The 17,466-nt window shown below is 58.5% G+C and carries 17 protein-coding genes; 8 read left to right on the forward strand and 9 right to left on the reverse strand.

Going from position 1 to position 17,466, the window contains the following annotated elements:
• The 3 genes from ACOYXH_RS22160 to ACOYXH_RS22170 form a co-directional block, all read right to left on the reverse strand.
• On the reverse strand, positions 1 to 759 hold the full coding sequence (locus ACOYXH_RS22160) for an alpha/beta hydrolase family protein (RefSeq protein ID WP_093434434.1): 759 nt from the start codon (positions 757 to 759) through the stop codon (positions 1 to 3).
• Entirely contained in the window at positions 749 to 1,858 is a 1,110-nt protein-coding gene (locus ACOYXH_RS22165; RefSeq protein WP_460409951.1) for a DUF3182 family protein, read from the reverse strand. The genes ACOYXH_RS22160 and ACOYXH_RS22165 overlap by 11 nt, the downstream gene beginning before the upstream one ends.
• A gap of 280 nt (positions 1,859 to 2,138) precedes the next feature.
• The gene (locus ACOYXH_RS22170) at positions 2,139 to 3,140 is read right to left on the reverse strand and encodes a GlxA family transcriptional regulator (RefSeq protein ID WP_220557068.1); all 1,002 of its coding nucleotides are present in this window, start codon (positions 3,138 to 3,140) and stop codon (positions 2,139 to 2,141) included.
• 101 nt (positions 3,141 to 3,241) lie between these two features.
• Here ACOYXH_RS22170 and ACOYXH_RS22175 point away from each other — a divergent pair, with 101 nt between their 5' ends.
• From ACOYXH_RS22175 to ACOYXH_RS22205, 7 genes are all read left to right on the forward strand, one after another.
• A complete protein-coding gene (locus ACOYXH_RS22175; protein WP_320413560.1) occupies positions 3,242 to 3,796 on the forward strand; it encodes a cysteine hydrolase family protein in 555 nt (184 codons plus the stop codon).
• A 145-nt stretch (positions 3,797 to 3,941) separates the two neighbouring features.
• Entirely contained in the window at positions 3,942 to 4,610 is a 669-nt protein-coding gene (locus ACOYXH_RS22180) for a YjfI family protein (protein ID WP_095048832.1), read from the forward strand.
• Between the two features lie 17 nt (positions 4,611 to 4,627).
• Entirely contained in the window at positions 4,628 to 5,326 is a 699-nt protein-coding gene (locus ACOYXH_RS22185) for a PspA/IM30 family protein (RefSeq protein ID WP_016983574.1), read from the forward strand.
• Between the two features lie 211 nt (positions 5,327 to 5,537).
• Complete coding sequence (locus ACOYXH_RS22190; protein ID WP_095048833.1) at positions 5,538 to 6,188, forward strand: DUF2491 family protein; 651 nt, start codon at positions 5,538 to 5,540, stop codon at positions 6,186 to 6,188.
• Positions 6,189 to 6,203: 15 nt separating this feature from the next.
• Positions 6,204 to 6,629, forward strand: a complete 426-nt coding sequence (locus ACOYXH_RS22195; RefSeq protein ID WP_007917221.1) for a DUF350 domain-containing protein — start codon at positions 6,204 to 6,206, stop codon at positions 6,627 to 6,629.
• A gap of 17 nt (positions 6,630 to 6,646) precedes the next feature.
• A complete protein-coding gene (locus ACOYXH_RS22200) occupies positions 6,647 to 7,339 on the forward strand; it encodes a DUF1190 domain-containing protein (RefSeq protein WP_460409952.1) in 693 nt (230 codons plus the stop codon).
• 2 nt (positions 7,340 to 7,341) lie between these two features.
• The gene (locus ACOYXH_RS22205; RefSeq protein WP_460409953.1) at positions 7,342 to 8,499 is read left to right on the forward strand and encodes a glutathionylspermidine synthase family protein; all 1,158 of its coding nucleotides are present in this window, start codon (positions 7,342 to 7,344) and stop codon (positions 8,497 to 8,499) included.
• A 199-nt stretch (positions 8,500 to 8,698) separates the two neighbouring features.
• On the opposite strand, the gene ACOYXH_RS22210 is transcribed toward ACOYXH_RS22205, so the two are convergent.
• Together ACOYXH_RS22210 and ACOYXH_RS22215 are read right to left on the reverse strand one after the other, a co-directional pair.
• Entirely contained in the window at positions 8,699 to 9,223 is a 525-nt protein-coding gene (locus ACOYXH_RS22210) for a single-stranded DNA-binding protein (RefSeq protein WP_008081898.1), read from the reverse strand.
• A 9-nt stretch (positions 9,224 to 9,232) separates the two neighbouring features.
• Positions 9,233 to 10,630, reverse strand: a complete 1,398-nt coding sequence (locus ACOYXH_RS22215) for an MFS transporter (RefSeq protein ID WP_141126630.1) — start codon at positions 10,628 to 10,630, stop codon at positions 9,233 to 9,235.
• Between the two features lie 190 nt (positions 10,631 to 10,820).
• Between ACOYXH_RS22215 and uvrA the strand changes: the two genes are divergently transcribed.
• Entirely contained in the window at positions 10,821 to 13,655 is a 2,835-nt protein-coding gene (uvrA, locus tag ACOYXH_RS22220; protein ID WP_095048836.1) for an excinuclease ABC subunit UvrA, read from the forward strand.
• Between the two features lie 66 nt (positions 13,656 to 13,721).
• Here uvrA and bfr read toward each other — a convergent pair whose 3' ends face one another.
• The 4 genes from bfr to ACOYXH_RS22240 form a co-directional block, all read right to left on the reverse strand.
• Positions 13,722 to 14,189: a bacterioferritin gene (bfr, locus tag ACOYXH_RS22225; protein ID WP_007918444.1), complete on the reverse strand. Its 468-nt coding sequence runs from the start codon at positions 14,187 to 14,189 to the stop codon at positions 13,722 to 13,724.
• 149 nt (positions 14,190 to 14,338) lie between these two features.
• Positions 14,339 to 15,793 carry a catalase gene (locus ACOYXH_RS22230; protein ID WP_449123668.1) on the reverse strand — a complete coding sequence of 485 codons (1,455 nt, stop codon included), beginning with the start codon at positions 15,791 to 15,793 and terminating at the stop codon, positions 14,339 to 14,341.
• Between the two features lie 240 nt (positions 15,794 to 16,033).
• Complete coding sequence (gene rplQ, locus ACOYXH_RS22235; RefSeq protein ID WP_003176402.1) at positions 16,034 to 16,420, reverse strand: 50S ribosomal protein L17; 387 nt, start codon at positions 16,418 to 16,420, stop codon at positions 16,034 to 16,036.
• Between the two features lie 42 nt (positions 16,421 to 16,462).
• Complete coding sequence (locus tag ACOYXH_RS22240) at positions 16,463 to 17,464, reverse strand: DNA-directed RNA polymerase subunit alpha (protein WP_003186012.1); 1,002 nt, start codon at positions 17,462 to 17,464, stop codon at positions 16,463 to 16,465.
• Between the last annotated feature and the right edge of the window lie 2 nt (positions 17,465 to 17,466).

Consider the following 17,466-nt stretch of genomic DNA (forward strand, 5'->3'; position numbering starts at 1 on the left):
TCATGCTGATTGAATAATGCTCAACCGCTCGCCCACAACCATCTCGGTAATCCAGTCCACCAGAATCGAGGTGTAGGCCTGCTGCGACACCGGTTCGCTCAGCGCATGATCGGCGCCGTCGATAATCCGGTGGGTCAGTGAATGCGTCTGCTGGCACGCCGCGCGGTAACTCATGATCGCCGCATGGGGCACGTAATCATCGGTTTCCGACTCCACCAGCAAAACATCCCCGGTGAATTGTGAACAGGCATGCAGCGCCCGATTGGTGTCAGCCCGCACCAGCGTGCTGCGGTAATCACGCAGATCAGCCTTGTCCAGATCGCGCTTGGGTGTGTGCCATTGCTCATCGCGATACAGCGCCGGTACGCGCAGTGCCAGCCAGCGTACAGGGCGCAATGAGGTAAGGATGGCCGCCAGATACCCACCATAACTGGTGCCGACCACGGCGATGGCCGAAGTGTCGAGCGCCGGATGCGCGAGCAAGCGGTCATACGCCGCGAGCAGATCACGCAGATTGTCTTCGCGGGTAACGCGGGTCAGCGGAATCCCGGTACCGCCGGTATGCCCGCGCAAGTCGAAGGTCAGACACACACACCCGAGACCGGCGATGCCTTTGGCCCGCTCCAGATCACGCTCCTGACTACCGCCCCAACCGTGGACAAACAACACGCCAGGCACTTTCGATTTGGGACTGAGAAAGGTCCCGCTCATCTGTTCATCATCAATGTCGATTTGAATGCTTTCGCTTCTAGCCGTCATAGGATTTGACCGTAACGTATTTGAGGAGAAATTCGCTGTTCTCAGCCGGGCCGCGATAGACCTCGATAGCATCCGCCGGCAACGGCTGATCGATGTAGGTTTCTACCGAAGACACACGGATCGCGCGCATCCCCGGATCGTTGACGAAGCTTTGCAACGCGGCGACTTCAGCACTGCTGGCACCGCCCATGCGCCACGATTGTTCGAGCACACCGCTGCGGTTTTTGCCCTTGCTGTCCAGACCTTGGGCGATGTCGTAGTTGCGCCGCGAAGCATAGAAGCGCGGATAGGCTTCATTGGCGGCAGCGTCGAAAACCTGCGCCAGCTCAATGGCCAGACGCACATCGTCGGGCAGGTCGAGCTTCAGCAGTTCGTCATACCCACCCTGCACGACCAACAGGTTCGAGCCGCCGTACACGTCTTCACCGTGGGCATCGTTGGTCAAGTATTGATCACCGCAGTAGCTCAACACTTTGTCGCCGATGAATGACTGGCCGACGCTGTGGGTGACGACATCGCTCAGGTCCTGCTCAAGCACCACGCCTTCGCTGAACTGCTTTTCAATGTCAGGCCGGGCAAGAATTTCGTCGAAGGCGTCGAGGTTTTTGATCACTTCCTGCCCCCGACCGGCGCAGGCGTGAACCGGCTTCAAACGAATCGGGCCGCTGTACAGCAGATGTTCGGCGGCGGGTCGCGCATCCTCCAGCGAGAACACGCTGAGCCCGTCGAGCACCACATTGCGCGTTCGCTCGGAAAATAATGGCGACCAGCCTTGCGGCGCCTGAGCCAGATGACTGCGCAGGCCGTGGCTGATGGCTTTGGTGCAGATGAAATCGTGCTCGACAAAGCCACCCCACAAATCGTCCGGACCTTTGATGCCGAGTTGCTGAGCGCTGGCATTACCGACGATGGTTTGCGTCGGTAGCAGATACAGGTCACGACCGCGATGTTTGTCCGGATCGTAACTGCCGCCAAATTTGCATCCGAGAATCTGCGCCAGCCAACGCGCCAGAGCTTTATTGGTTTGCACTTCGTGCTGCGGCGCGTCAGGGCGCACCGAATGGGCAACCACGATTTTCCTGCTGGGTGTCGGGGTCATGCGTCCCCCTTCCATCGGTTCGATGACTGTGGCGGTGAGAGGTGCAGAGATCAGGCCAACGGCTGCTCCACAAAAATCCTAGCCTAATCAGAAACTTGCCGGAATCGTACTGGCACCGCGCCTGTTTCAATCTGCACGACCGTGCGCAAAACCCCGGCAAATTGCACGATCCTGAACCTTACACGGTCGCCTGTAGGAGTGAGCCTGCTCACGATAGCAGTGGGTCAGTCGACCTGTTCTTAATTGACGAATCGCAATCGCGAGCAGGCTCGCTCCCACATTAGATATTCGTCGGCTTCGGGTTTGGGGACACACCAAACCGCGCCCGATAATCACTCGGCGCCAGCCCGGTAATCTTCTTGAAGATCGCACGAAACGCACCCGGATCCTGATAACCCACCGTCCACGCAATGTGATCAATCGTGCCATTACTGAATTCGAGCATTTCCCGTGCCTTGCCCACCCGCAGATGCTGGCAGTACTCGGTCGGTTTCAAACCGGTTGCCGCGCGGAACCGGCGCAGAAAGGTACGTTCTTCCAACCCCGCCCGCTCCGCCATCGCCGCCAAGGAAACATCCGTCGCGCCGGTGCTTTGCAGCCAATGCTGAACCTTGAGAATCGCCGCATCGCCATGCCCGAGTATCGGCGCGAAATTACTGCCGCACTCACTGGCGCTGTCACTGTGCTCTATCACCAGAAATCGCGCGGTGCCGGTGGCAATGCTCGGCCCAAGCAACCTGTCGACCAGGCGTAATCCGAGTTCCGACCAAGCCATCAATCCGGCCGTGGTGATCAAGTCGCCGTCGTCGACAATCGGGGTATCAGCCTTGAGCTTGATCTTTGGGTAACGCTCGGCGAAGGCCTTGGCCGAGGTCCAATGGGTGGTGGCGCTGCGGCCGTCGAGCAGACCGCTTTCAGCCAACATCAGCGAGCCTACGCAAACCCCGCCCAGCGTCGCACCGTGGGCATGTTGATCCCGTAACCATTGCATCAGGCTGGCCGGCGCTTGCGCCGCCGAGAACCCGCCGATCGATGGCGGAATCAGCACCGCCAGCAAAGCCCTGTCGTCACCCGCATGACTGGCGTAAGTGCGCGTTGGCGGCTGCTCACCTTCGACCTGCCAGTGACTGACCCGCAGCACTGGCAACTGCGCGGCCTGATGTTCGGCGGCAATCCGGTTGGCCACCGCAAACAGATCGGTCAGACCATGCACCGCCGCCATTTGCGCGCCTGGATAGATCAGCACACCCAATTCAGCGATGGCGGCACTTTCTGCGCCCATTGTCAGTTTTCCCCTGTCTATTGTCGGTGTGGCCAATCCTCGAATCGCTGGCCAGCGCCAATACTGCAGCCACTTCCAGCCAATCCATCGAGGACACACCCATGGCCAAGCAAGCGCTCATCGTAGTCGATATCCAGAACGACTACTTCTCCCAAGGCAAGTGGCCGCTGGCCGGTGCTGATGCCGCCGCCGACAACGCCGCTCGGCTGATCGCCGCCTTCCGCGAGGCCGGTAATCCGGTCATCCACATCCGCCACGAGTTCACCTCAGCGGACGCGCCGTTTTTCACCCCGGGATCGGACGGCGCCAAGCTACACCCGAAGGTGCTCAACCGCGCCGATGAACCGGTGGTACTCAAGCACTTCGTCAACTCGTTCCGCGAAACCGAACTGCAAGCGATCCTCGACGAACAAGGTATCAAGGAACTGGTGGTGGTCGGCAGCATGAGCCACATGTGTATTGACGGCATTACCCGTGCGGCGGCAGATCTGGGTTATGGCGTGACCGTGATTCACGATGCCTGCGCCAGCCGCGATCTTGAGTTCAATGGTCTGACAGTGCCGGCGGCCCACGTCCACGCCGCTTTCATGTCGGCACTGGGTTTCGCCTACGCCAGTGTGGTGTCCACTGACCAATTCCTCACCGCCCAGTCCTAAGCAATATTCTGCAAAAACACCAGGCCCGCCTTGCAGCGGGCCTTTTCACACCCGTCATAAAAATCTCACGCGTGAGCCATTGATGGCACTTTGAATTGGTTGTAGTGTGGCTCACGCGTGAGATTTTCATAACCGAGCCATTGCCATGAAAAGCCGTACCCCTTTAGCGAAGTCAGAGAGCCCCAAGGGGGAGCGCGCGAAACCGTCGGCGAAAAAACCGTCGAGCTTCTACATGAAGCAGATGCGCGCGGGCCTGGCCGCTGCCGGTTATGTGAAACACGAAACTTGGGTGCTTCCCGAAAACCGAAGCTTGCTCAAGCAAATGGAGCAACAGCTACGCCAACCGATTCTGGCTGGCTCTTTCATGTCGGAGAATTACATGAGCGCAGGCAACAACTGGACCATCGATAGCCTCTTCAACGCCCTCAAGGCCCTGGACGAGGTGGCTTCGCAAGAGATCACGCTGTCGCTGATCCAGAGCTCCGAACCCAGCATCAAGCTGGAAATGAACGAATTCGGCGGTCTGCCGATTCACATCGCCCTGGCCGGCCAGCAGATCATCGTCGACACCGTGCTGGTGGACATCGATTCGATCTCGAACGTAGCGGCCTTCAACGACGCCGTATTGCGCAGCCGGGAAATGTTCCCGCTGTCGTCGATCGGGATCGAGTCGATGCCGAACGGGCAGACCGTTTACAACATGTTTGGCGCCCTCAGCGCCGACTCGAGCCTGACCAACGTCGTCACTGAGGTGAAAACCCTGGTCGACAACGTGCAGCGCGCGAGCGAAGCCTTCGAACACTTCTTCAAGTAATCAACAGGGAATATCCAATGACTCAGTCCATCTGGAGCAAGTTGTTCACCGCACTGCGCGGCGGCGCCAATGAAGTCGGCGAAGCGATCGCGGACCAACAGGCTCTGCGCATCCTCGACCAGGAAATCCGCGATGCCGACAGCGCGCTGTCGAACGCCCGTCGCGAACTGGTCACCATCATGGCCAAACACAAACTGGCCGCCGACCGCGTAAGCGAGTACGACGCCAAGATCAAGGATCTGGAAGCCAAAGCCGTCTCGGCGCTGAACGCCGGCCGTGAAGACCTGGCACTGGAAGTGGCCGAAGCGATTTCGACCCTGACCAACGAGCTGGATGTTGAGAAAAAGCAGAGCGACGAATTCGGCACCTACGCCGAAAACATGCGCAAAGACATCAGCAAAGCCGAGTCGCGGATCAAGAGCCTGCGCCAGCAAGTGGACATGGCCAAGGCCCGTGAAAGCGTGCAGAAAGCTCAGGTCAGCGCCTCCATCGCCAGCGGCGGTGCCAATGGCAAACTGGAAACCGCCGTCGGTACGTTGAACCGTCTGCAGGCCAAGCAGCAGCAACGCGCGGCTGAACTCAGCGCTGCGGACGAACTGGCCGACGCTTCAACCGGCAACGATCTGGAACGCAAACTGCGCGACGCCGGCATCACGCCGAACGAAGGCAGCGCCAATGCGATTCTTGAGCGTCTGAAGCAAAAGTCCTCGCAGTAACGCAGGGCAAAAAACCTGTGGGAGCGAGCCTGCTCGCGAAAGCGTCGTATCAGTCGACATCAATATTGACTGGTATGCCCTCTTCGCGAGCAAGCTCGCTCCCACATGGTTTGCGGCGTAAAAATCCTTCTGCTCGTTCACCGGTTCGCCCGGTACACTAGCCACGTTTTTTCGCCGACGAACACCTCCACCCGCTTCAAGGAACGTACCCATGGGATGGTTTAAAGACTTGCTGGGCACCAGCAACTGGCAGACCGCTGCGCCAACACCGACCGTTGCCAGTGGCCCACTCGGCATGGCGCAAGGCAAGGCCGTCAGGTTCGATACAACCCTGGCGCTGTTGCTCGATGGCTCGACCACGGTGCGCGTGCCCTTCGATCAGGCGATCTGGAGCCATGGCTGGGTCGACCTCGGCCAGTCCAACAAACTGCACCGCTATTACATGAACGACGAGGATTTCTGGCTACAGATCCACGTCACCGGTGACGATCAGATCGAATCGGTCACCCTGTTCAATTACCTCAGTTACGTGACGGTCAACAGTGACGCCGAACTGCAGCGTCTGGCCGGCCCCAACAGCCAGATCGGCCTGCCCGCCTACAGCCACGACGGCGTCGAATACACCCGCGAGTGGGGCACCGAACAAGGCCAGACCGAACTCGTACCGATGACCGAACAAGTGGTCAATCCGGATGAGAGCTACACCATCGAACACCACTCCATGCTTTATGCGCGCGAGACCGGCCTGACCGATCGCCGCGAATTGCTGCTGTTCTCCGTCGAACAGGACGAAGAAGGCACCGTCAGCCTGAGCACCTCGCTCGGCATCTCGCTGTATACGACAGATCTGAGCACCATTTAAAAAAGGAAGTTTTTCATGCTGGAAGTGCTGGCCGTTTCCCTGAACAAAACCGCACTGGTCGGTTTCGTCGTCTACCTCATCGGCGCCGTGCTGCTGTTCATGCTGTTTCAATTTGTCTACACGCGCATCACGCCGCACAAGGAGTTCGAGCTGATCCGCTCCGGCAACGTTGCCGCCGCGATCGCCCTGTCCGGCGCGATCATCGGTTTCGCGATTCCGGCCAGTAACGTGATTGCGTTTTCGGTCAACGTCCTCGACTTCGTGCTCTGGGCAGTGATTGCCGCAGTGGTGCAACTGCTGGCATTCCTCGCCACGGGCCTGGTGCTCAAAGGCACATCCCAGCGCATCGCCAACGGCGAAGTGGCTTCCGGTATCTATGTCGCTGCGGTCGCGATCAGCGTCGGCATGCTCAACGCCGCGTGCATGACACCGTCCAACTGATCGGCAGGAAGCCTTAGATGAAACGCAGCAAATACGTTCAGTTGTCCCTCGCCGCTTCGGTGGCCATGGCCATTTCCGGCCAGGCGACAGCCGCAGATCAACCACGCAATTTCCAGAATGTGGAACAGTGTGTCGACGCCGAAGTGGCCGCCGATGTCTGCTCCAACGCTTACGTCGCCGCCCTGACCGAACACCGGCGCATTGCACCGGCGTACGACAACAAGGCCAAGTGCGACGCGGACTTTGCCGCTGACTGGTGCCAGAAGAATTCTGACGGCCGCTTCGTGCCGAGACTCGGCGGCTTCAAAGTGCCGCAGGAAGACGAGCCGGCGCAGAACCTCGACGCCATCGCCAATGCCCAAATGCCCGCCGGTAATGCAACGGCGCAGAATGTGCAAAGCACTTCGCACGTCTCCAGCGGTGGCGGTGGCGGCAACGGCTGGCTGACCGGTTGGCTGATCGGCAACGCGATGAGCAACAACGCCGAGCGCACGGTTTACCGCGATCGCGAAACGCGCCAGCCGTACAACACCTCGACGCAGTACCGCAGAGCCGAAACCACGACGCGCAGCCAAACGGATTACGAAAGCAGCAAAAGCAAACCGGTCAACGTCGCCTCGTCGACGTCACGCGGCGGCTTCGGCAGCCAGTCCAGTGCCCGTAGCGGTTGGGGTGGCTGGAGCAGCAGTTCTGGTCGTTCGAGCAGCTGACGATGAAGAAGATCCTATGCGCCGAGCGGCCTGACTGGAAACAGACTGCCGAAAGCCTCGGCTTCATGTTCCACACCATCGACGACGAGCCGTACTGGGACGAAAGCGCCTACTACCAGTTCACGCTCGCGCAGATCGAAAACGATCTTGAGGACCCGACCACCGAACTGCACGAGATGTGCATGGACCTGGTCGACCGTGTGGTGCATAGCGAGGAACTGCTGGATCGCCTGAGCATCCCCGCGCCGTACTACGAAATGATCCGCACGTCCTGGCTGGAAGGTCATCCGCATCTGTACGGGCGCATGGACTTTTCCTACAGCGGCAACGGCCCGGCGAAACTGCTGGAACTCAACTACGACACGCCGACCAGTCTTTATGAAGCGGCGGCGTTCCAGTGGGGCTGGCTGGAACAATGCATCGAGCGCGGCACGCTGCCGCGTCATGCCGACCAGTTCAACAGCATCGACACCCATCTGCATCAGGCCTTCGCCGAATTACAACTGAAGCGGCCGTTCTACTTTGCCTCGATGAAAGACTCGGTCGAGGACAAGGGCACAACGGATTATCTGCGGCTGATCGCCGAGAAAGTCGGCATCGAGTCGCGGCACATCGATATCGAAGACATCGGTTTGACGGCTGAAGGGCGCTTCGTCGACCTGGAAGATCGCTGGATCCCGCACCTGTTCAAACTGCATGCCTGGGAGTTCATCTTCCATGAGCCGTTCGGTGCGGCGATTGCCGCGAGCGATACGCAGTTTTTCGAACCGGCGTGGAAGGCGATCCTGTCGAACAAGGGTGCATTGCCGTTGCTGTGGGAGATGCACAAGGGTCATCCAAATCTGCTGGCGGCGCATCTCGACCCGAATCCGGCCAGCACCGTGCCCAAGGGCTGGGTACGCAAGCCGTACTTTTCCCGCGAAGGCGCGAACATTGAGTTGCAAACGGCTGACGGTCTGATCGTCAAAGAGGACGGGCCCTACACCGATGCGCCATTTATCCTGCAGGAGTTTGCGCCGCTGCCGAAGTTTGGCGACAGCTACACGCTGATCGGTTCCTGGGTGATTGGCGATCAGGCTGCGGGGATTGGTGTGCGGGAAGACAACAGTTTGATCACCAAGGATTCGAGCCGGTTCTTGCCGCATCTGATTCTCGACTAAACCACAAATCCCCATGTGGGAGCTGGCCTGCCAGCGATGACGGATTGTGAGTCGACTCATTTGTTGACTGATCCACCGCGATCGCTGGCAAGCCAGCTCCCACAGGGATTTGGGATAACCGCAGACGAAACAAATCCCACAAAAAAGGCCCGTCGTTTAAGCGACGGGCCTTTTTATTTGCAGCGGTTACAGCAGCGAATCAGAACGGAATATCGTCATCAAAGCTGTCGAAATCCGGAGCCGGTTGCGGTGCGGCCTGCTGTGGAGCCGGGGCCGAACGCTGCTGTGGAGCCGACTGCTGCGGACGTGGAGCTTGCTGGCGTGGTGCCGGTGCCGACTGCTGGTAGTTGTTGCCACCGCCTTGTTGGTCGCCCTGTTGTGGACGGCCGCCGAGCAGTTGCATGGTGCCTTGCATGTCGACCACGATTTCGGTGGTGTAACGCTTGATACCGTCTTTTTCCCACTCGCGGGTCTGCAGCTTGCCTTCGATGTAGACCTGCGAACCTTTACGCAGGTATTCGCCGGCGATTTCCGCAACCTTGCCGAACATCGAAACACGGTGCCACTCGGTCTTCTCGACCTTCTGACCGGTTTGCTTGTCGGTCCATTGTTCGCTGGTGGCCAGACTCAGGTTGGTCACGGCGTTACCGTTAGGCAGGTAGCGAACTTCGGGATCCTGGCCGCAAGTGCCGACCAATATGACTTTGTTAACCCCACGGGCCATAACGTTCTCCTAGGCTTCGCAAGCAGCCCCGGCCGGGTTGTTCACCAGGCGTTCGAGGGTGTCGCGATCCACTAATTCTTTGTCCAGTTTGATGTAAACAGCCGCTTCATCAGCAACTATCACTGCATCGGTTACCCCTACGAGGGCCTTGAGGCGCTCGACCAGACCCGCTTCGCGGATCGCCTCGGGCGACAACGGCAAGCGCAGGCTCGTCACGTAGGGAGGTTCACGCATGGTAACAGCAAAGGCCAACCAAAGTGCAGCCAGCCCCGCGCATCCAAGGAACACAACCGACAGACCGCCATGCTGAAACAGCCAGCCGCCGAGTATCCCGCCGAGTGCTGAACCGAGGAACTGGCTGGTGGAATACACGCCCATGGCCGTGCCCTTCCCGCCCGCCGGTGAAACCTTGCTGATCAGCGACGGCAATGAAGCCTCCAGCAGATTGAACGCGGTGAAGAACACCACCGTACCTATCACCAGAGCCCGCAGGCTGTCACCGAACTGCCAGAAGAATAGCTCAGTCAGCATCAGCGTCATGACGGCGCCGAGCAAAACTCGTTTCATTTTGCGTTTCTTCTCGCCGTAGATGATGAACGGGATCATGGCGAAGAACGAAATCAGCAGCGCGGTGAGGTAGACCCACCAGTGCTGTTCCTTGGGCAAACCGGCTTTTTCCACCAGCGCCAACGGCAACGCAACGAAGCTCGACATCAACATGGCATGTAACACAAAGATGCCCAGATCGAGGCGCAGCAGATCCGGATGCTTGAGCGTCGGCATCAAGGCCTGACGCGCCACCCCGGACTCCCGATGCTGCAATGGCCCGGTGGAGCGCGGCACCATGAACATGATGATGGCGATACCGACCAGTGCCATGGCACCGGTGGCGAGGAACAGTCCGGACAGACCGAAAGCGCGGGTCAGCAAAGGCCCGACGACCATGGCCACGGCAAATGACAAACCGATGGTCATGCCGATCATCGCCATTGCCTTGGTGCGGTGCTGTTCGCGGGTCAGGTCGGAGAGTAGCGCCATCACTGCCGCTGAAATCGCCCCGGCGCCCTGCAGGATCCGCCCGGCTATCACGCCCCAGATGGAGTCGGCCTGAGACGCCAGCACGCTGCCGAGGGCAAAAACGATCAGCCCGAGGTAAATCACCGGACGGCGGCCAATGCGGTCGGAAATGATCCCGAACGGAATCTGGAAAATCGCCTGGGTCAGACCGTAAGCGCCAATAGCCAGCCCGATCAGGGCCGGGGTCGCTCCTGCCAGGTCCATGCCGTAGGTCGCCAGTACCGGCAACACCATGAACATGCCAAGCATACGGAAGGCGAACACCAGGGCCAGACCGCTCGCTGCGCGAGTCTCGCTGCCACTCATGCGTTCGCTGTGGGGATCGTGCATGGAAAAACCTCGTGTGAACCGGCGGCGATTCTACCAGTCCCATCGAAATACGGGGTATATCGCGACGCTATGACGCGTATAGATGAAACTCTCTTCATGTAAGGTAAAAACCCTTCGCTTGATAGTGTGCATCCATCCAGTATTTGCCCGTATACTCCTACGTTTTCGACGCCCGCCGAGCGAGGCCACTTTGGACAAGATCCTGATACGTGGGGCCCGTACCCACAACCTGAAGAACATCGACCTGACCCTGCCACGGGACAAGCTGATCGTCATCACCGGCCTGTCCGGATCCGGCAAGTCTTCCCTGGCCTTCGATACGCTTTACGCCGAAGGCCAGCGCCGCTATGTCGAATCGCTGTCGGCCTACGCCCGACAGTTTCTGTCGATGATGGAAAAACCCGACGTCGACACCATCGAAGGCCTGTCGCCGGCAATCTCCATCGAACAGAAGTCGACCTCGCACAACCCGCGCTCTACGGTCGGCACCATCACCGAAATCTACGACTACCTGCGTCTGCTTTATGCACGCGTCGGGACACCACGCTGCCCGGATCACGATATTCCACTGGAGGCGCAGACCGTCAGCCAGATGGTCGATCTGGTGTTGGCGCAACCGGAAGGCAGCAAACTGATGCTGCTGGCGCCGGTGATTCGCGAGCGTAAAGGTGAACACCTTTCGGTTTTCGAAGAACTGCGCGCTCAAGGTTTTGTTCGCGCCCGGGTCAACGGCCGCATCTGCGAACTCGATGAACTGCCAAAACTGGATAAACAGAAAAAGCACTCGATCGATGTGATCGTCGACCGCTTCAAGGTTCGCGCCGATCTGCAGCAACGTCTGGCCGAATCTTTCGAGACCGCGTTGAAACTGGCGGATGGCATTGCCCTGGTCGCACCGATGGACGACGAGCCGGGCGAAGAGATGATTTTCTCCGCGCGCTTCGCCTGCCCGATCTGCGGCCACGCGATCAGCGAACTGGAACCGAAGCTGTTCTCCTTCAACAACCCGGCCGGCGCTTGCCCGACCTGTGATGGCCTGGGGGTGAAGCAGTTCTTCGATATCAAGCGGCTGGTCAATGGCGATCTGACCTTGGCCGAAGGTGCGATTCGCGGCTGGGACCGGCGTAACGTCTATTACTTCCAGATGCTCGGTTCACTCGCTTCACACTATGGTTTCAGCCTCGAAGTACCGTTCAACGAACTGCCGGCCGATCAGCAGAAATTCATCCTGCATGGCAGCGGCTCGCAGAACGTCGACTTCAAATACCTGAACGACCGTGGCGACATCGTCAAACGCTCGCACCCGTTCGAAGGCATCGTGCCGAACCTGGAGCGTCGCTACCGCGAGACCGAGTCGGCAAGCGTGCGCGAAGAGCTGGCCAAGTTTCTCAGCACCCAATCGTGCCCGGATTGCCGTGGTACCCGTCTGCGTCGCGAAGCGCGGCATGTGTGGGTTGGCGAGAAAACGCTGCCAGCGGTGACCAACCTGCCGATCGGCGAAGCTTGCGAGTACTTCGGCGAGCTGAAGATGACTGGCCGTCGCGGCGAAATCGCCGACAAGATCCTCAAGGAGATTCGCGAGCGTCTGCAGTTCCTCGTCAACGTCGGTCTCGACTACCTGTCGCTGGACCGCAGTGCCGACACGCTGTCCGGTGGCGAAGCACAACGTATTCGTCTGGCCAGCCAGATCGGCGCCGGTCTCGTCGGTGTTCTGTACATCCTTGACGAACCGTCCATTGGTTTGCACCAGCGTGATAACGACCGCTTGCTCGGCACGCTCAAGCACCTGCGTGATATTGGCAACACTGTGATCGTGGTCGAACACGACGAAGACGCGATTCGTCTGGCCGATTACGTTGTGGATATCGGCCCGGGGGCTGGTGTGCATGGTGGGCAGATCGTGGCTGAGGGCACGCCGGCGGAAGTCATGGCGCACCCGGATTCCCTGACCGGTAAATACCTCTCGGGCCGAGTGAAGATTGAAGTGCCGGCCAAACGCACGCCACGCAATAAAAAGCTCAATCTGTCTCTCAAAGGGGCGCGCGGCAACAACCTGCGCAATGTCGATCTGGACATCCCGATTGGTCTGCTGACGTGCGTGACCGGCGTGTCCGGCTCGGGCAAATCGACGCTGATCAACAATACGCTGTTCCCGCTGAGCGCCACGGCCCTCAACGGTGCAACCACCCTGGAAGCGGCAGCGCACGACAGTATCAAAGGCCTGGAGCATCTCGACAAAGTCGTCGATATCGACCAGAGCCCGATTGGCCGTACTCCGCGCTCCAACCCGGCGACGTATACCGGCCTGTTCACTCCGATCCGCGAGCTGTTCGCCGGGGTACCCGAGTCACGCTCCCGTGGTTACGGCCCGGGGCGTTTCTCGTTCAACGTCAAGGGTGGCCGCTGCGAAGCGTGCCAGGGCGACGGCCTGATCAAAGTGGAAATGCACTTCCTGCCAGACATCTACGTGCCATGCGATGTGTGCAAGAGCAAGCGCTACAACCGCGAAACCCTTGAGATCAAATACAAGGGCAAGAGCATCCACGAAACCCTCGAGATGACCATCGAAGAGGCCCGGGAGTTCTTTGACGCGGTGCCGGCACTGGCGCGCAAGCTACAGACATTGATGGATGTCGGCCTGTCGTACATCAAGCTCGGGCAGTCGGCGACCACGTTGTCGGGTGGTGAGGCGCAGCGAGTGAAACTGTCTCGCGAGCTGTCCAAGCGTGACACCGGCAAAACACTGTACATCCTCGATGAGCCGACCACCGGTTTGCACTTCGCGGATATCCAGCAATTGCTCGACGTGCTGCATCGCCTGCGCGACCACGGCAACACGGTGGTAGTAATCGAACACAACCTCGACGTGATCAAGACGGCCGACTGGCTGGTCGATCTCGGGCCGGAGGGCGGCTCCAAAGGTGGGCAGATCATTGCCACCGGCACGCCTGAGGATGTGGCCGAAATGAAGCAATCTCACACCGGCCATTACCTCAAGCCATTGCTGATCCGTGATCGGGCTTAAACGCAGGGCATGAAAAAGCCCCTGTCACTTCATCAGTGACAGGGGCTTTTTTGTATCGTTTTGCAATCAGGAAGTGTGAGATTGCAGGTAATTCTCGAGACCGATCAGCTTGATCAGGCCCAACTGCTTTTCCAGCCAGTAGGTGTGATCTTCTTCGGTGTCGTTCAACTGCACGCGCAGGATCTCGCGGCTGACATAGTCTTTGTGCTGCTCGCACAGCTCAATGCCTTTGCACAGCGCAGCGCGGACTTTGTACTCAAGACGCAGATCGGCTTCGAGCATCTCCGGCACAGTGGTGCCGACATCCAGATCATCCGGACGCATACGCGGCGTGCCTTCGAGCATCAGAATCCGGCGCATCAACGCATCAGCGTGACCGGCTTCTTCTTCCATCTCATGGTTGATTCGCTCGTAGAGCTTGGTGAACCCCCAGTCCTCATACATCCGCGAATGAACGAAATATTGATCACGCGCGGCCAGTTCGCCGGTCAGCAACGTGTTGAGGTAATCGATTACGTCTGGGTGGCCTTGCATCGCCCTACATCTCCCTACTTGAAAGTCTGTAGTTTGAACCAAGCTGACCGGAAGGTCACCCGATTCGCGCAATAAAAGCGAAGATATTCTTAGAAAAGCAGCCTAAATAACGCAAAAACCGCCCGAATGAGGGCGGTTCTGCTTCTCGTTTAGACTTCGTTAAGCTGTACGTTGAGCAGCTTTGCGATTGCTTCTCCATACGCCGGATCGGCCTTGTAGAAGTGCTGCAACTGGCGGTCGACGATATCAGTGGAAACGCCCGCCATGGCACCGGCGATATTGCTGACCAGCAATGCTCTCTGATCGTCGCTCATCAGGCGGAACAGCGCACCTGCGTGGCTGTAGTAATCGGTATCTTCGCGGTGATCGTAGCGATCGGCAGAACCACTCAAGGCCAGCGCTGGTTCAGCGTAATGCGGAGCTTGTTTCGGCGCTTCGGTGTAGCTGTTCGGTTCGTAGTTAGGTGCTGCACCACCGTTGCTGCCGAACGCCATCGAGCCATCGCGCTGGTAAGTGTTCACCGGGCCGCGTGGCGCGTTTACCGGCAGTTGCTGGTGATTGGTACCCACGCGGTAGCGGTGAGCATCAGCGTACGCAAATACGCGCCCCTGCAGCATCCGATCTGGCGACAGACCAACTCCCGGCACCATGTTGCTTGGGCCGAAAGCAGCTTGCTCGACTTCAGCGAAGTAGTTCAGCGGGTTGCGGTTCAGTTCCAGTTCACCGACTTCGATCAGCGGGAATTCTTTTTGCGACCAGGTCTTGGTGACGTCGAACGGGTTTTCGTAATGCGCTGCGGCCTGGGCCTCAGTCATGATCTGGATGCATACGCGCCATTTTGGGAAGTCGCCGCGCTCAATGGCTTCGAACAGGTCGCGCTGGGCGTAATCCGGATCAGTTCCGGCCAGACGTACTGCATCTGCGGGGGCGAGATTCTTGATGCCCTGTTTGGTTTTGTAGTGCCATTTCACCCAGTGACGCTCGCCTTGGGCGCTAATCAGACTGTAAGTGTGGCTGCCGAAGCCGTGCATGTGACGGTAGCCGTCAGGAATACCGCGATCAGAGAACAGAATGGTGACCTGGTGCAGCGCTTCAGGCGAATGCGACCAGAAGTCCCACATCATCTGCGCGCTTTTCAGGTTGCTTTGCGGCAGGCGTTTCTGGGTGTGGATAAAGTCTGGAAATTTCAGCGGATCACGAATGAAGAACACTGGCGTGTTGTTACCCACGATGTCCCAGTTACCTTCTTCGGTGTAGAACTTCAACGCGAAACCCCGTGGATCGCGCTCGGTGTCGGCAGAACCGCGCTCACCGCCTACCGTCGAGAAACGCAGGAACGTCGGGGTTTGCTTGCCAACAGATTCAAACAGCTTGGCGCTGGTGTATTCCGTGATATCGCGGGTAACGGTGAATGTGCCGTAAGCTCCCGAGCCTTTAGCATGAACGCGACGCTCAGGAATGTTTTCACGGTTGAAGTGGGCGAGCTTCTCGATCAGGTGAAAGTCGTCGAGCAGCAACGGGCCACGTGGGCCGGCGGAGCGAGAATTCTGGTTGTCAGCGACAGGTGCGCCACTGGCGGTCGTAAGCGTTTTGATCTGGCTCATACGGTCTTCTTCCTCTGTCAGTCTTCAAACTGCCGGCTAATCGGCTTGCTGGGAAGTATCGATCATCCATGTGACACCTACAAATTCATTAACTTGCAAGCATCGATAGATAATTACTAATTATGTTTCCCGGCACATAGTGACAACAGAGACATGTCAGAAGCTTGTATGAACAGCGCATTTTCTTGCGGACACAAAAAACCGGGCACTAGGCCCGGTTCTTTGTTTCAGACTGACGTCTTACTCGGCGGATACAGCTTCGCCAGCAGTAGCACGATCAACCAACTCGACGTACGCCATAGGCGCGTTGTCGCCAGCGCGGAAACCGCACTTGAGGATGCGCAGGTAGCCACCCTCACGGGTAGCGTAACGCTTGCCCAGGTCGTTGAAGAGCTTACCAACGATAGCTTTCGAACGAGTACGGTCGAAAGCCAGACGACGGTTAGCCAGGCTGTCTGTCTTAGCCAGAGTGATCAGCGGCTCAGCAACGCGACGCAGTTCTTTGGCTTTTGGCAGAGTAGTTTTGATCAGCTCGTGCTCGAACAGCGACACCGCCATGTTTTGGAACATGGCCTTGCGGTGCGAGCTGGTGCGGCTCAGGTGACGACCACTTTTACGATGACGCATGGTTCATTCCTTACCAAACACTACGTTCGGTGATTACGACGATCAGGCAGTCGCCTTGTCGTCCTTCTTAAGACTTGCAGGCGGCCAGTTGTCGAGGCGCATGCCGAGGGACAGACCGCGGGAGGCCAGAACGTCCTTGATTTCAGTCAAGGATTTCTTGCCCAGGTTCGGAGTCTTCAACAGCTCTACTTCGGTACGCTGAATCAGGTCACCGATGTAGTAGATGTTTTCCGCCTTAAGGCAGTTAGCCGAACGTACAGTCAGTTCCAGATCGTCAACCGGGCGAAGCAGGATCGGATCGATCTCGTCTTCCTGCTCGACAACCACTGGCTCACTGTCACCTTTGAGGTCGACGAACGCAGCCAACTGCTGTTGCAGGATGGTTGCAGCGCGGCGAATAGCCTCTTCAGGATCCAGAGTACCGTTGGTTTCCAGATCAATAACCAGCTTGTCCAGGTTGGTACGCTGCTCGACACGGGCGTTTTCCACCACGTATGCGATACGGCGAACCGGGCTGAACGAAGAGTCAAGCTGCAAGCGACCGATGCTGCGGCTTTCATCTTCATCGCTCTGACGCGAGTCGGCTGGTTCATAACCACGACCACGAGCTACGGTGAGCTTCATGTTCAGGGCGCCGTTAGACGCCAGGTTAGCGATTACGTGATCGGGATTAACGATCTCGACATCATGATCCAGCTGAATATCGGCAGCGGTAACCACCCCCGAACCCTTCTTCGACAAGGTCAGCGTAACTTCGTCACGACCGTGCAGCTTGATGGCCAGACCTTTAAGGTTCAACAGGATTTCAATTACGTCTTCCTGTACACCTTCGATGGCGCTGTACTCGTGGAGCACACCGTCAATCTCGGCCTCGACTACTGCGCAGCCGGGCATTGAGGACAACAGGATGCGTCGCAGCGCGTTGCCCAGGGTGTGGCCAAAACCACGCTCGAGAGGCTCGAGAGTGATCTTGGCGCGGGTTGGACTGACAACCTGCACATCAATGTGGCGGGGTGTCAGGAACTCATTTACCGAAATCTGCATGG

The organism is Pseudomonas sp. Mb7 (assembly GCF_054790525.1).